Origin of the sequence: Bradyrhizobium sp. AZCC 1721 (assembly GCF_036924715.1) — a bacterium.
Classification (GTDB): Bacteria; Pseudomonadota; Alphaproteobacteria; order Rhizobiales; family Xanthobacteraceae; genus Bradyrhizobium.
Window position 1 is genome coordinate 1990590 of sequence record NZ_JAZHSB010000001.1, and the last position, 14297, is coordinate 2004886.

A 14297-nucleotide genomic window follows, 5' to 3' on the forward strand; every position below is an offset into this window, starting at 1 on the left:
ATGAACAAGGTCAAGGATAAGAGACTAGCCCGGGCGGCGGCAAGCCTTCGGCGTGCTACCGTGCTGGAAGGTAAGCCCTTTCCGCTTGGAGCCACCTGGGATGGCCTTGGCGTTAATTTCGCACTGTTTTCGGCTCATGCCACTAAGGTCGAGCTCTGCCTCTTCGATGACAGCGGAAAGAAAGAGATCGAACGCATCGAGCTGCCCGAATATACCGATGAAGTCTGGCACGGTTATATACCGACCGCACGTCCGGGTACAGTCTACGCCTACCGGGTCCACGGCCCTTACGAGCCAGATGCGGGACACCGTTTCAATCCCAACAAGCTCGTGATTGATCCTTATGCTAAGCAGCTTGTGGGCGCGCTGCGTTGGGGACCAGAATTATTCGGCTATGAGCTCGGTCACTCGGACAAGGACAAGTCCTTCGATTCACGCGACAGCGCGCATCTTATGCAAAAATGCCGCGTGATAGACCCCGCCTTCACCTGGGGCCGTGCGGCAAAGCCCGAGGTGTCCTGGGACCGCACCATCTTTTACGAGATGCACGTCAAAGGTTTTACCCGAAGCCATCCGCTTGTACCAGAAGGCGACCGCGGTACCTTCGCCGGACTTTGCCATCCGCATATCCCTCCTTATCTTCGCGCGCTTGGGATCACGAGCGCTGAACTTCTACCCATCCATGCATTTGTGGACGATAGTTATCTTACGGAGAAGGGCCTGCGTAACTATTGGGGCTATAACTCGCTTGCATTTTTCGCGCCCGAGCCGCGCTATCTCAAGACGCTTTTTGCGAATGAGTTCAAGGAAGCCGTCAACCAGTTCCACGCCCATGGTATCGAGGTGATTCTCGACGTCGTCTATAATCATACTGCCGAAGGGAACGAACTCGGGCCAACGCTTTCCTTCAAGGGCATCGATAATGCGAGCTATTATCGCCTGCTTCCGGACCAGAAGCGCTACTACATCAATGATACCGGTACCGGCAATACCGTAAACTTGTCGCACCCGCGCGTGCTCCAGATGGTCGCGGACAGCCTTCGCTACTGGGCGACCGAAATGCGCGTGGATGGTTTCCGCTTCGACCTTGCGACCATTCTTGCGAGGGAGCCCTACGGTTTCGATGAAGGCGGCGGCTTTCTGGATGCCTGTCGGCAGGATCCGATCCTTTCGTCTGTCAAGCTGATCGCCGAGCCTTGGGATGTAGGCCCGGGCGGCTATCAGGTCGGCCGATTTCCCCCGGGATGGGCGGAATGGAATGATAAATTCAGGGATGACGTGCGGCGCTTTTGGAAAGGGGATGAAGGCATGACACCCGAATTTGCGCGGCGCATCACCGCATCGGGCGACCTCTTCAACAAGCGTGGCCGCAGGCCATGGTCGTCCGTCAATTTCGTTACGGCGCACGACGGCTTCACACTGTACGACGTCGTTTCCTACAATGATAAACACAACGAGGCCAATGGCGAAGACAACCGCGACGGACACTCGGACAATCATTCGTGGAATCACGGCGCTGAAGGGCCGACTGATGATCCAGAGATCATCGAGCTTCGCGAGCAGCAAAAGCGCAATCTCCTAGCGACGACGCTGCTGTCGCACGGGACGCCTATGATTCTCGCGGGTGACGAGTTTGGCCATACCCAGGGCGGCAACAACAACGCCTATGCTCAGGACAATGACACGACATGGCTCAACTGGATCGGTATCTCGGCCGAAGGTCGCGCGTTGCGGGAATTCGTCCGCAAGCTAATCGCGACACGGCAGGCCTTTCCCATCCTGCATCGCTCAAGGTTCGTCATCGGCAACGTCAATGAAGAACTAGACGTGAAGGACGTAAGCTGGCTCGCTCCGAACGGCCTGGAGATGACAACGGCGGATTGGGACAATCCGGCCACGCGATGTTTCGGTATGCTGCTTGACGGAAGGGCCCAGGACACTGGCGTCAAACGGCAAGGCTCGGATGCGACGCTGCTGCTTATTTATAACGCGCATCATGATTTCGTCGAATTCGTCTTGCCCGAAGTGCCGCAGGGCCGCGCCTGGGCCGGGCTCATTGATACGCATGTACCGGATGTGACGGTGACGGTTTATCCTTTTGGCCATCGCTTAAAGGCCGCTGGTCGATCAATGCTGGCGCTCGGCCTCGCGACGGAAGAGACCATGACGCGACGGCTCCGCCAGGGTCTTGGTGCCATCATGGATATTGCCGAATTTCCACTTCCGGTCTAGGCCACGCCTCCTTCTTCGAGAACGCGCAGGACGCCTTGCAATGGCACGGAAATCCAAGCCGGCCGGTAGGAAAGCTCGTATTCGACCTCATAGAGCGCTTTTTCGAGCAGAAAGAAATTCAACATCGCTTTCGTATCCTCGGCGCGGTCAGGCCACAGAATCGAGGCGCCTATCGCTTCCTGATAAGCGCTCAGAAAGCCATCGGTGGACTGTTGGCGCCATGCGAATAAGGCTCGCGACGTCAGGGTGTTGAGCTTTTCTGACTTCTGCCTCTGCTGCCTCGAGGCCATGGCGGCGTAGTCCAGTGAGCGCAAAACACCTGCGACGTCGCGCGCAGCAGGAGCCTTGCGCCTCCGGTCGGCCAAGGGTCGGCTGGGCTCGCCCTCGAAGTCTATGATGACTGCGTCCTCATCGGCTACAAGCACCTGGCCCAAATGCAAATCGCCGTGATGGCGTATCTTGCAGCGTCCAAGCGAAGGACGGATGAGGTTAGCTGCGTAATCATACAGTCGGGGTTTGACCCGAAGCAGGCGCTCCATGAGGGGGCGGTCGTCCACCTCCAGCGACGATTCCTCCAACCTCTTGAAGATACGAGCAGCGCGCTCCATAACGTCGCCGATCCAGAAATCGAGATCGCCTTCGTCGATCGGCTCAGGCTTGAACGCGGCCACTTCGTCGCAGCTCGCCAAAGCGCGATGCATCTCCGCGACGCGGCAACCCAGTCGCCGCACCCAATGGAGATAATCCCGCCGTGCGGTGATCGCCTTGTCGCGTTCTTCAGAGCCTTTCCCCATAGAATCAAGGAAAATGCTGAGGCGCTCGGCCGACCAGGTCCAGGCATCACCGCTGTTCGGCACAAATGCGTGGACGATACCAAGGGCATAACTCGCCGAAGCATGAGCAGCCTCGAGGTGGCCAAGCAGCGCAGGTGTATGCGCAAAATTCGCCGCCTCGGTCAGAAAGTGTCCCATCTCGACCTCGGGGTTTTGGCCGGGCTCGATTTGGCGGTAAAGTTTGACGACATAGTCCTGGTCAACCAGCGCCGTACTGTTGGATTGCTCGCCTTGAATGGCGCGGATCCGGGATGGACTATTCGGAGGTTGACTTCCGAGTTTGCTCGTGGGCTTGAAGTCCAGCCGCCAACCCGAGCCGGCAATGGAAGCCTCCCGCCGAAGGTGATCAAGGAGCCGTCGGATGAAAGCCGGATCGGCGGCGACGTCGCACAGCAGTCCTTCACGCTCGCCCTGGTGCAAACGAGCCACGATGGGTTTATCTAGTGCGGGACCCGCATCAACGGACCAGTCGACCCGTAACGGGAGGAGATAGCGCGCGCGATGATTGGTCTGGATAACGACGAAGGTGGTTGAGTCCGCGGCGAAAGGAAGGCTTGCAATGATCTTTGGCTTAATCTGTGTTTCAGAGTTACCGGGGAACCACCTTGCTTTGGCGAGATACACTGGAAGAAAATGCCTTTCGAGAGCTGCGGCTACCTCGCTGTTCGCAACCCATGAAGAACCTTCCGGTATTTCAAAGAATGCGAGGCGTTCAACTGCGGCACTCATGTTCGTTAACCCAAGCACCGGAAAATAAGCACGGGATCGTGCATGGGATCGATCCAAAGCCGCATACCGCCATAGGCGACGGGCGAGGTCGGACCGGATTTCAGGTTTTCGAGCGCTCTCACGGGCTTCAAGTCGCCATGGCCTAGCCGCACCTGCACATCACCGAGCGGAAGCCAGAATTCCCGGAAACCACTCGTTAATGCGATGATAGTCACAACTACGTTTGTCTGATCGGCGGAATGTTTGACGTAGGCGATGACCGAGTTGTCCTCCACGGGCAGAAACCGGATCGCGGAGGTCTGTTGCAGTGCTGGGTTTTCGCGTCGGATGCGATTGATCTGGGCGATATAAGGCTTGATGTTTCCGGGCTTGTCCCAATCGCGGGATTTCAATTCGTATTTTTCGGAATTGAGATACTCCTCGCGGCCCGGTATCGGCTCATGCTCGAGAAGCTCGAAACCGTTATAGATGCCGTAGTTGCTCGATAATGTCGCAGCCAGCGCAAGCCGCGTCTTGAACGTCCATGGCTCGCCGCGCTGAAGGTGGAACGGCAGGATGTCGGGCGTGCTAACAAAGAAATTAGGACGATAAAATTCGCGCTCGGGGTAGCCCGCGAGCTCGTTCACATATTGCTCGATCTCCCATCTTTCCGTGCGCCACGTGAAGTACGTGTAAGACTGCGTGAAGCCGAGCTTGGCAAGCCCCTTCATGACTTTGGGCCTGGTGAATGCCTCCGAAAGGAAAAGCACGTCAGGATCGCGCGCTTGTACTTCCTTGATCAGCCATTCCCAAAAGCGAAACGGCTTCGTGTGTGGGTTGTCGACACGAAAGATTTTGACGCCTTGCGAGACCCAGAACAGGATGACATCGCGCAACGCTCGGTATAACCCCTCAGCATCGTCTGATTCGAAATCAACATTCACGATGTCTTCGTATTTCTTTGGGGGGTTCTCCGCGTATTTCATCGAGCCGTCTGGACGGCGTTTGAACCACTCCGGATGCTGCTTGAGCCAGGGGTGATCCGGTGAACATTGAATAGCGAAGTCGAGCGCGACCTCCATGCCGGCGGCAGCGCATGCCGCAACAAACCGACGAAATTCATCCAGGCTTCCAAGCTGCGGGTGGATGGCATCATGTCCACCCTCATGTGAGCCAATCGCGTAAAAGCTGCCCGGATCACCGTCGACCGCCCTGAGAGCATTGTTGCGTCCCTTGCGGTTCGTGCGTCCAATCGGGTGGATGGGCGTCAAATACACGACATCGAAGCCCATGGCCTGGATGTCAGGAAGACGATCAATGCAGTCGTTCCACGTGCCGTGCTGTCCCGGGTGAGGACTCTGGCTGCGCGGCACCATCTCGTACCAGGAGCTGTAGCGAGCCTGGGGCCTATCCACCATGAGTGTAAGCGGCTTCGATCGGGTGAGATCCGTACGCTCTTGCCCTTCAGCCATCGCCTTTCTGAGGTCATCGGAGAGCAGGACCTCGCACTTGCCCGACTGTAAGAAGGCTTCGCATGCACGTGCAATCTTCACTGTAGCTTCCTGACCGCCGCTCACGGCGCGGGTAAGCAGGGAAGCTCCCTCCATGGCGTCAAGCTCGGTCGCCACATTGGCTTTCCGGTTTTTGCTCAAAGCCATGTCGCCACGTCGCGAATTCGTCAGTCCACGCCTCAATCGCGTAGCTGTAGAGGCCGGTCTTCTCAGGCACCAAGGATCCCACCCAGCGGTCATTGCCATGGTGAATCATGGCGGTCCGCTGCCAATCGGATTCGGGCTCGCGGCGCCATATCAAGTCGGCGGCAACGACATCGTGGCCGTGGCGATAGATATCTGCCCAGACCTCGACGGCCTCGCCCACGATCCGTTTGACCGCAAAGCGGCCACAGTCAATTGAGGGGAAGATCTCCTCGATATGAAAAGCCTGTTTTACAGGAGCGCTCATGGCATGATGGACGCGGCAGCACAGAGACTTATGTACGAATGCCGGATGTGCCGGATTGGTTCCTGAGTGCTGCCGGCGCCTCGGGAAGGAACTGTTTGGGGATCACGCGGTTAGACTTCCGGACCATTTATCTTGGTCTTCGGCGACGCATTGATGCTACCAAGAGGCACTCGAATATTTCGAGTTGCCGCTACGAATCAGTGCTTATCCTCTTGCCACCACTCGTTCGAAACGGACTGGTTGCGGCCAAAAGTGCGCGGCTGCGCGCACTAACGAGGAATGTCATCATGAGCCCGAATACGGAGCCAATCGGCATGAAAAAGGACCCGGATGACGCACAGGCATAGTATCGACGAACAAGCCGACAACGCGCCTTGGGTTAAGGCTCTCGCGAAGGTGCAGCTGATGGCGGCGGGGAGGCGTACTGCTACCAGCACGTCCAGGTCATCGCGGTGGCCATCGACCAGTACGCGGAGAAGGCGCTGGGCAATCGCGAGTACTTCCTCAACAAACCCTACAGCATTAGTGGGGGCAGGAAGGATCACGTCCCCTGATTGTTCGAGATTCAGGGAAATAAGCAAAAATGCCCGCTCGCCCTCCAGCATGGCGCTCCGATCACACCGCCGCAACTCCGGTAAGCACGACAGTCCCTATTCGCCGGGGCAACTGGCGATGGGCGGCCGGAGGCGAGCCCCGCAGGCCATTGCTGAAAGCTAGGACCGCGGCCCAAGCTTATTAGTTTTTACGGATGGCTTAAGCCAAAGTCCGCGTTTGGCACGTTTCGGACATGCCGCGATTTCCGAGTTGAGTCTGTTTTCGGGGGTAAAGCGGAAGTTGGATCTCGAGCCTGCCAAGGGCAGCTTTTGGCGCAAACCGGACATTCGGCCCGACCCGCTCCGCACGCGCATCAAAGAATGCACGTTGGCGTCATTCGAGCAGCCGCTGGCGTCTCGTCCATCCGGATGCGATAGGGCGCGACGCCCGTGGTCCGGTCGGGCGGATTAGCCCTAACCGGATCTCGGCTTTCACCTAGTCGTGAGTTGGGTCCGCTGCCTGCGCGGGTCTACCATCAAGGGCGGGTTGATCGAGACGGTCTCTCGCGCCACGAGCGCCATCGGACCTGAGTCGACAGTGCCAGTGCCCGACGGGGCCAGCGCCGACAGTGCCAGCGTCCTAGCGGCCAGAGAAAGCGAGCATCAACCTCCGCGCCCCACGCGGCGCAAGCGCTTGCGCCGCGAGTTGGGCGCGCGGTTGGTTAGTTATAGGGCCGTTTTCGTCTGATGATCCTGTAAGCCTTCGCGAGCCTCTTGCGCGGTGGTGCGACGTGAATGTCATCGCCACGCGCTCGCCCGCTGTGGGTTCACTGTCATGAGCGAAAGCATCTCATCGGTATTGCTCGATGCGCACTGCGCAAGAAGGCAAGGTCTCAACGCCATCGCCCAGCGACAACGCGCTCGGCTTGGCGAGGCCGTCGCCTTCGCTCGCGCCAACTCGCCCTATTATCGCGAACTCTATCAGGGTCTACCGGAGCGGATTGAGAGTTCGTCCGTGCTCCCGGTGGCTAATAAGCAAGAGCTAATGCGTCATTTTGACGACTGGGTTACCGACCGCGAGGTTAGTTTCGCGGCAGTGCGAGCGTTCGTCGATAACCCTGAGCTGATCGGGCAACGTCTCCTTGGCAAGTATTCCGTGGCAACCACTTCGGGCAGCACCGGGACACCTGGAATATTTCTGTTGGACACACACAATTGGACGGTCACTCTCGCTTTTTCGCTGCGCATGATGATGGGCTGGCTTAGCGCCAGCGACATGTTTCGTCTCCTCGTCCGCGGCGGCCGCGCGGCGTCGGTCCTGGCGATGGGCGGCCATTACATCGGCGCAACCAGCTTTGCTGCAATCCGCACAAAACGGTCGGCCCGACGATTACGGGCGCTTCCGGCGCAGGCGCCGTTGCGCAATCTGGTCGCCGAACTCAATCGGTACCGCCCGGCTCTGCTCATCGGATACGCCAGCGTCATGGCACTATTGGCCGCCGAGCAGGATGCCGGTCGCCTGCATATTCAGCCGGTGCTGGTTCTTCCGACTTCGGAAGGGCTTTCGCAGGACGGATACGACCGGATCGCAAGGGCATTCCACGCCAAGGTCCGGACCGTTTACGTCGCGACGGAATGCCTGTTCATGGCCATCGGCTGTGAACACGGTTGGTATCATATCAACAGCGATTGGGTGATTCTCGAACCCGTCGATGCGAGCTATCGGCCGGTTCCGCAAGGCGAGGAGTCGCATACGGTCCTCGTGAGCAACCTCGCCAATCGCGTGCAGCCGATCCTCCGCTACGATCTAGGCGACCGCATCCTGCGACGACCTGATCCTTGTCCCTGCGGCAACCCGCTTCCGGCGATCCGCGTGCGGGGCCGCACTGCCGACATCCTCACCTTCCCAGCCGAACGCGGAGAGAAAGTCGCAGTGCCACCGCTCGCGCTTGAGATCGATCATGTACCCGGTGTGGAGTTGTTTCAGATAGTACAGACTGCGCCAACACAACTGCGCGTTCGCCTACATCCCGCAGCCGACGCTGACCCAAACCGGGTTTGGCGGGCGGTGCATTCCGAATTGACCAAGCTGTTGAATGAGCATGGGCTTGGTCGCGTGTCTGTTGAGTTGGCCGCCGAACCGCCAGTTCCATCTTCCGCCGGAAAGTGCCGCACCGTCATCCCATTGGTTTCGAGCGCTTGAAGACTGATGAGAGCTTAGGCGGATCGCGCTGCTGCTAAGTGGCCCTAACGAGAGCCAAGGTTATGAAACTAACCTTTACGGATTCACGGGATGGAAGGGTGATTATTGGGTTCACCGATGAGCGCGGTGAACACGAAATCGCTCTAAGCACAGTAGAGACGGCAGACCTTATCGGTGCGTTGAGGACCTCGTTAGAGGAGGCGATTGGAAGTCCGGCCGCAGACAGCATGGCCCTTCCCAGCATTGAACGAGTGCAGATCGTTGAGACTGCGGAAGAAATGGTTTTCCGCGTTTATATGAATGATCGCATTTCCCATGATTATCCGGTTCCGAAAGGGACCGTTCTTGCGGATGAGCTTCGGATGCTGGCTGACCGGATGGAGGCGCGCAATTCGGCAAAGGCCACGCATCCATCGCCCGATGCCCAAAAGGGCAAACTGAATTAGCGGATGGCGCATGCTCACAATCGCGACCCTTCTGCAATTTCTAAGTGGTGTCTGCTTAGCTCCCACGAGCGGCGGAAAAGCGGAAATCGCGAGAGGTCCGGCCCCTGACGGCCATTCTCTCAGCCCAATAACACGACCATGTCATGACGACCACAAGCGCTGTCTTCGGCTCGATATCATTTACATACGCTCCACCTTTTATTTCGGGCGCTCCTCAACGCAAAGCGACCCCCACGAGAGACGGCGTCACTTCGGCGCGCATTCCGGGGTTACTACGTCCGAGTGCGATAGGTCAGTCCGAGCAACACGGAAGTTTGACCGCAAAGCGCGGACGCTCAGAACAGCGCGTAATTCGACAGCTCGATCGTGACGGCGTTGAAATCTCGGTCGAGCGTGCCGTCCGGATGGATCCTGAACACGCTGCGACGGCTGGGATATTTCAGTCCGTTGACGTCGACATCGTCGAATATGAAGTGCGCGGCGGGCGTGTCCGCCCATACATCAACCGTATAGTCGTGGCGGCGGAATAATCCATCCGAGCCGAAGTAAAAGCGCTGTTCCCTTGTGTGGCTGTGGACGCCTTCCGGGAATCGCACGGCTACGCCACGAAGCGTCTCACCCTCATTCTCGATCGGAGCAACGTCGTGCGCTTCATAGCCCGGCTCGCCGAACACTAACGGCGTCGCATGGTAGGTCCACATGGCATAGCCGTTGAAGTAGGCGAGGTTCAGCGGACCCCATTTCCCGTCGAAGCTGCGATCGAATGCCTCGCGTCCATCGTCGCGAGCGCCGATAATCGAGCCATCTCCGACGGTGATCTCCACATGCAGGGGCGTCCAGGTCATCGTCCAATCCGGTTCGCCAAAAGGGGGTAACCTGTGTCCGCTGGCGGTGGAATTCGCTCGTCGCGCGTGCGCCGCGGCACCGGGATCAAAGGCGCGCCTTTCAGCTCCCAGAGCTTGCCGCCGGTCAGGATCGTCGATGCTATACCCTTGAACTTGACCCAGCGGTCGTGCCCACCATGCGCTTCCAGTGCTACTTTCAACAATGGGTGCAATGCGTCGCTCATCGCGCTTTTCCTCAGGTGAGATTCACGAAGGACCGTCTAATGTGCCGTAATCCTGGATGGTACGTCGTACATAATACCCTCGCGGGATGCAAAGTACTCTCCGGATTGCGACCGAAGGCCTGTTCGGCCTGGCGCGAAACCGAAAGTACGCGTGGACTTGGATGACTGACTGCCCAGAGACGACTCGCTCGATGCAAGGGGCTTTCAGGTGAACTCCTACCGTCAGACGGAAATGAGCGCATAGGGCAACCCTGAAGGCTTCTGCACGCCCATGGCGACGTTGTACACTCGCGCTCCGGCGGGCGTGCGGCCCTCATACTTCCCGCGATGCGCATGACCATGCACGACGGCGCATATTTTGAAGCGGTCAATGGTCTCTGCAAGGCGCGAGCACCCGAGGAAGGGATAAATTTCGAGAGGTTCACCCTCTACCGTGTCGACAATCGGAGCATAGTGAAGGACCACGACGGCGCGCCGGCTGTTCACCGTGCGCATGATGTTCTCCAGCCGCATCGCTTCATTCATCGCTTCGGCAACAAACGTCTTGATCGCCGGCTCGCCGAAAGAGCTCAGCATTCGTGGACCAAATCCGCCGGCAAAGCCTTTCACACCAATAAATGCCACGCCATTAACTTCGGCTGCCTGGCCATCGAGCAGGTGTACGCCCGCGTCACAAAGGATTCGTTTCACCTCGTCGGCATGTCCCGACTCGTAATCGTGATTCCCAAGGACGCCGATTACTGGGATAGAGCAGGCACGCAGCTCTTTAGCGAGGATTTCCGCCTGTGCCGGAGTTCCGGTATCGGTGAGGTCGCCGCAAAGGACCAGGGCACCGGCACTCTTCGAGATTGCTTGAAACAATTCACGAAGCGAGCCCGACTGCCCATCCTTCACATGAAGATCTCCGATGCTTGCAAATGTGAATGAACTTGCATCATCGTTCATTGCCGCACTCGTCTTCGACGTTCAGGAAGCCCCATTTCTCGGTCGCACTTCGGTAATCGGAGCCGGAAAGCAACCGACCGCGGCAGAGTTTCGTCGCCGGTGGCGGATCTTCCCGCTGCCGACTCAATCGTTCAAGAAGATCGTCAAGCAGCCAATCCGGAATGGCATCTCGCTCGCTCGGATAGATCCAACGATACGTGAGCAGATGACAAAGCAGTATCTCCCAATGTGGGTTCATGTACATGATCAGGCGCTGCCAATCGATTGCCTCTCGCTGCTTAAGAATGAGATGGACGATATCGACGCCATCATGACGGTTCCGCTTCTGGATGAACGCCTTGGACCAGATCAGCTCGGTGGGGTTGATCACAGGCACGCAATGCCCGAGCACTTGAGCCTGTGCTGCATACTGAAACCACTCTTCCTGAACCGGCACGGCTCCATTGCTGGAACCAAAGATGACGTCAACGAAATCGCGGCCGCGGTGAACTTTTCCCAGCCAACTCTCATCCGCCGATACCCGATTGTTCCGCTGCAGGTGAGAGAGCAGGCGGGGGAATTCCGCGGCAGTTGTAAAAATGTCCAAGTCCTTTGTCGGGCGCCGTGCGTGGGTATAAAGATTTACAGCGTACCCGCCTCCGATCATGAACGGAAGATCCGATTCGAGGAGATCCCTCAGGACATTTGAATAGAACTGCTCCCTTTGGGTAAGAGACGCGAGCTTGAACGCATCGACATCTGTCGAACGTTCCGTACCCGGCGCTGGGCGATCTCGCGCGAGCACTGATCACTCCATTTGTTCCTGAATATTAATCGGCGCGCATCGTGGAAGTTCCCTTGAGTTCCGAATTGAACGACTCGGCGCGAACGGCCGCGGCGGCAGCAGAAGGCGTGCGCGATCAAGACTATCGAGGCGTAACCGCAATGCCGCACCGACGCGGATTCCGTTCTTATGTGGTCAGTATCGTACAGACGCAACTGGAATGAAGGGTAGGCTTCGCGTGTGTAGGGCAATGCAGCGGCGGTTGCGGACTCGTCGAGGAGCCTCCAAGCCTCGAACGAGTCCGCTCGCGCCGCTCTTCGACTAATTGCGCGTATCGACTGCGCCAAGCCATCAAACATTGGCTAGGAAGTTAGACGTTCTTCGGTCTATTTTTCTTGCGCTTATCGCATACTGAACGACCGGTATTGGCGCAAAGCGGACGTTCGGCCGGACGCGCACGTCTCAGAAGGGCCAATGGCGGACGTGGCCGATCGTGTCGACAGCCCTCATTTTTCCAGCCCTCGGGCTATCTTGCCCCTGATCCCCTCCGCGTCGGCTGGATCGGGCTTGAGCGACAAGGCCTGCTCCCAGGATTTGCGCGCCTCGTCCTGGCGTCCCGTCCGCCAGTACGCGTCGCCGAGATGGTTTCTTATTTCGCTGCTCTTTGGTTCGAGAGCGGCCGCGCGCTCTATCAGCTTGATCGCCTCGTGATAGTCGCCGAGGCGGTAGTGCGCCCAGCCGAGGCTGTCGAGCATATCGCCGTTGTCCGGTTGGAGCTTTACGGCCTTCTCGAGCAGCGCCAGGCCCTCCTTCAGCTTGAGATTCCGATCGACCCAATTGAAGCCGAGTTCATTGAGAACCGAGGGCTGATCGGGATCGAGCTCCAGCGCCTTGAGATAATCCGCCTCGGCCTCGGGCCATTTGCCGAGCCGCTCGTAGCTCGCGCCGCGAAAGTACCAGTAGATCCAGTGCGCCTTCTCCGGCTTGCCGGCCAACTCGATCGCCTTGTCGTAATCCCTGGCGGCGCGTTCGAAATCGCTCTTGCCGCGCCAGGTATCGCCGCGACCGCCGTAGGCCCGCGCATGTTTCGGATCGAGACGGATCGCCGCGCTGTAATCCCGGGCGGCGCGGTCGTGATCGCCCTTGCCCTTGTGGGCATTGCCGCGATTGTACCAGGCAACCACGTACTTCGGATCGAGGCGGATCGCCTCGTCGAAATCCCTGATGGCGCGATCCTTATCGCCTTTGTCGGAGTAGGCGGTTCCGCGATTGTACCAGGCCATCGGATTTTTCGGCTCAAGGCGGATTGCTTCGTCGAAATCCTCGATGGCGCGGTCGGTGTCGCCCTTGTTGAAGTAAACAGACCCGCGATTGAACCAGGCATCCGCAAATTTCGGGTCGAGGCGGATGGCCTCGTCGAAGTCCTTGATGGCGCGGTCGTGATCGCCCTTGCTCAGGTAGACGTTGCCGCGATTGAACCAGGCCGTCACAAATTTCGGATCGAGACGGATTGCCTCGTCGTACTCATTGATGGCGCGGTCGTAGTCGCCATTTTCGGAGTAGGCATATCCGCGATTGAAATAGGCAACCACGCGTCGGATCGCCTCGTCGTACTCCTTGACGGCGCGGCCGTAGTCACCCTTTCCGGATGAGGCCATGCCGCGATTGTCAGGCGCTGGCGCGGCTTGCCGCCGGAGCCGTTCCGCCTCGTCGAAATCCTTCCTGGCCCGGGCGGAGTCTCCCTTGTCTTCATAGGCCCGCCCGCGAATCTCATAGGCAAGCCCATATGTCGGATCGAGTCGTATCGCTTCGCCGTAGTCCTTGATGGCGCGGTCGTAGTCGTTTTTAAAGAACCAGGCGCCCCCACGATGCAACCAGGCGCTCGAATTTTTCGGATCGAGGCGGATCGCCTCGCTGTAATCCTTGATGGCGCGGTCGTGATCGCGCCTGCCTGAGTAGGAAAGTCCGCGATTGAAATAGACCTCCGCAAATGTCGGATCGAGGCGGATCGCCTCGTCGTGATCCTTGATCGCGCGGTCGGTGTCGCCCTTGTCGGCGTAGGCAAGCCCGCGATAGCTATAGGCATCCGCAAGTTTCGGATCGAGGCGGATCGCCTCGTCGAAATCCTTGATGGCACGGTCGTTGTCGCCCTTGCTGTGGTAGGCTTTGCCGCGACTGTTGTAAGCAAGCGCATATTGTGGATAGAGGCGGATCGCCTCGTCCAGATCCGTGATGGCGCGGTCGTGGTCGCCCTTCATGTAGTACGCGCGGGCGCGAGCGTTATAGGCACGCGCAGCTTTCGGATCGAGACGGATTGCCTCGTCGAAATCCTTGATGGCGCGGTCGTAATCGCGCGTGCTGTAGGCATAGCCGCGATTGACGTAGGCGGTGACGCGGTTTGTCTCGCTCTCCGCGGCGCCGCGGCCCAACACCTTCGTGCATCCGGCGATCTTGCGATCCTGATCGGCCGGCTGACCGCAATCCTCCCACGCCTTGTCCGCCGCGCGGGCCTGCGGCGCGAGCAGCGGAAGGAACGCCAGAGCCAGCAAAAGGCAGCGCGGCAACATCTGATCCTCCATCCAAAGCGCGCAGCCGAAGGCGCG

At 58.6% G+C, this 14297-nt stretch carries 10 protein-coding genes and 1 pseudogene; 3 read left to right on the plus strand and 8 right to left on the minus strand.

Going from position 1 to position 14297, the window contains the following annotated elements:
- Positions 1-2232 (plus strand): glycogen debranching protein GlgX, encoded by a 2232-nt coding sequence (gene glgX, locus V1273_RS09675; protein ID WP_334409407.1) that lies wholly within the window; start codon positions 1-3, stop codon positions 2230-2232.
- Here the strand turns inward: glgX and V1273_RS09680 are convergent.
- The 3 genes and pseudogenes from V1273_RS09680 to V1273_RS09690 all read right to left on the minus strand — a co-directional run bounded on the left by V1273_RS09680 (position 2229) and on the right by V1273_RS09690 (position 6340).
- A complete protein-coding gene (locus V1273_RS09680; protein WP_334409408.1) occupies positions 2229-3794 on the minus strand; it encodes a putative maltokinase in 1566 nt (521 codons plus the stop codon). The two genes, glgX and V1273_RS09680, sit on opposite strands and share 4 nt — an antisense overlap.
- A 5-nt stretch (positions 3795-3799) precedes the next feature.
- Positions 3800-5735: pseudogene (locus V1273_RS09685) on the minus strand (alpha-1,4-glucan--maltose-1-phosphate maltosyltransferase).
- 269 nt (positions 5736-6004) lie between these two features.
- Positions 6005-6340, minus strand: coding sequence for a hypothetical protein (locus tag V1273_RS09690; RefSeq protein WP_334409409.1), 336 nt, complete (start codon positions 6338-6340; stop codon positions 6005-6007).
- A 763-nt stretch (positions 6341-7103) separates the two neighbouring features.
- Here V1273_RS09690 and V1273_RS09695 point away from each other — a divergent pair.
- Together V1273_RS09695 and V1273_RS09700 are read left to right on the plus strand one after the other, a co-directional pair.
- The gene (locus V1273_RS09695; protein ID WP_334409192.1) at positions 7104-8471 is read left to right on the plus strand and encodes a phenylacetate--CoA ligase family protein; all 1368 of its coding nucleotides are present in this window, start codon (positions 7104-7106) and stop codon (positions 8469-8471) included.
- Positions 8472-8533: 62 nt separating this feature from the next.
- Entirely contained in the window at positions 8534-8917 is a 384-nt protein-coding gene (locus V1273_RS09700; protein WP_334409193.1) for a hypothetical protein, read from the plus strand.
- A 335-nt stretch (positions 8918-9252) separates the two neighbouring features.
- Here the strand turns inward: V1273_RS09700 and V1273_RS09705 are convergent, their stop codons facing one another.
- The 5 genes from V1273_RS09705 to V1273_RS09725 all read right to left on the minus strand — a co-directional run bounded on the left by V1273_RS09705 (position 9253) and on the right by V1273_RS09725 (position 14261).
- On the minus strand, positions 9253-9762 hold the full coding sequence (locus V1273_RS09705) for a hypothetical protein (protein ID WP_334409410.1): 510 nt from the start codon (positions 9760-9762) through the stop codon (positions 9253-9255).
- Entirely contained in the window at positions 9759-9986 is a 228-nt protein-coding gene (locus V1273_RS09710) for a hypothetical protein (RefSeq protein WP_334367010.1), read from the minus strand. The genes V1273_RS09705 and V1273_RS09710 overlap by 4 nt, the downstream gene beginning before the upstream one ends.
- Positions 9987-10208: 222 nt before the next feature.
- Entirely contained in the window at positions 10209-10931 is a 723-nt protein-coding gene (locus tag V1273_RS09715; protein ID WP_334409411.1) for a metallophosphoesterase family protein, read from the minus strand.
- On the minus strand, positions 10921-11715 hold the full coding sequence (locus V1273_RS09720) for a hypothetical protein (protein ID WP_334367012.1): 795 nt from the start codon (positions 11713-11715) through the stop codon (positions 10921-10923). The genes V1273_RS09715 and V1273_RS09720 overlap by 11 nt, the downstream gene beginning before the upstream one ends.
- 485 nt (positions 11716-12200) lie before the next feature.
- Entirely contained in the window at positions 12201-14261 is a 2061-nt protein-coding gene (locus V1273_RS09725; protein ID WP_334409412.1) for a tetratricopeptide repeat protein, read from the minus strand.
- Positions 14262-14297: the final 36 nt, after the last annotated feature.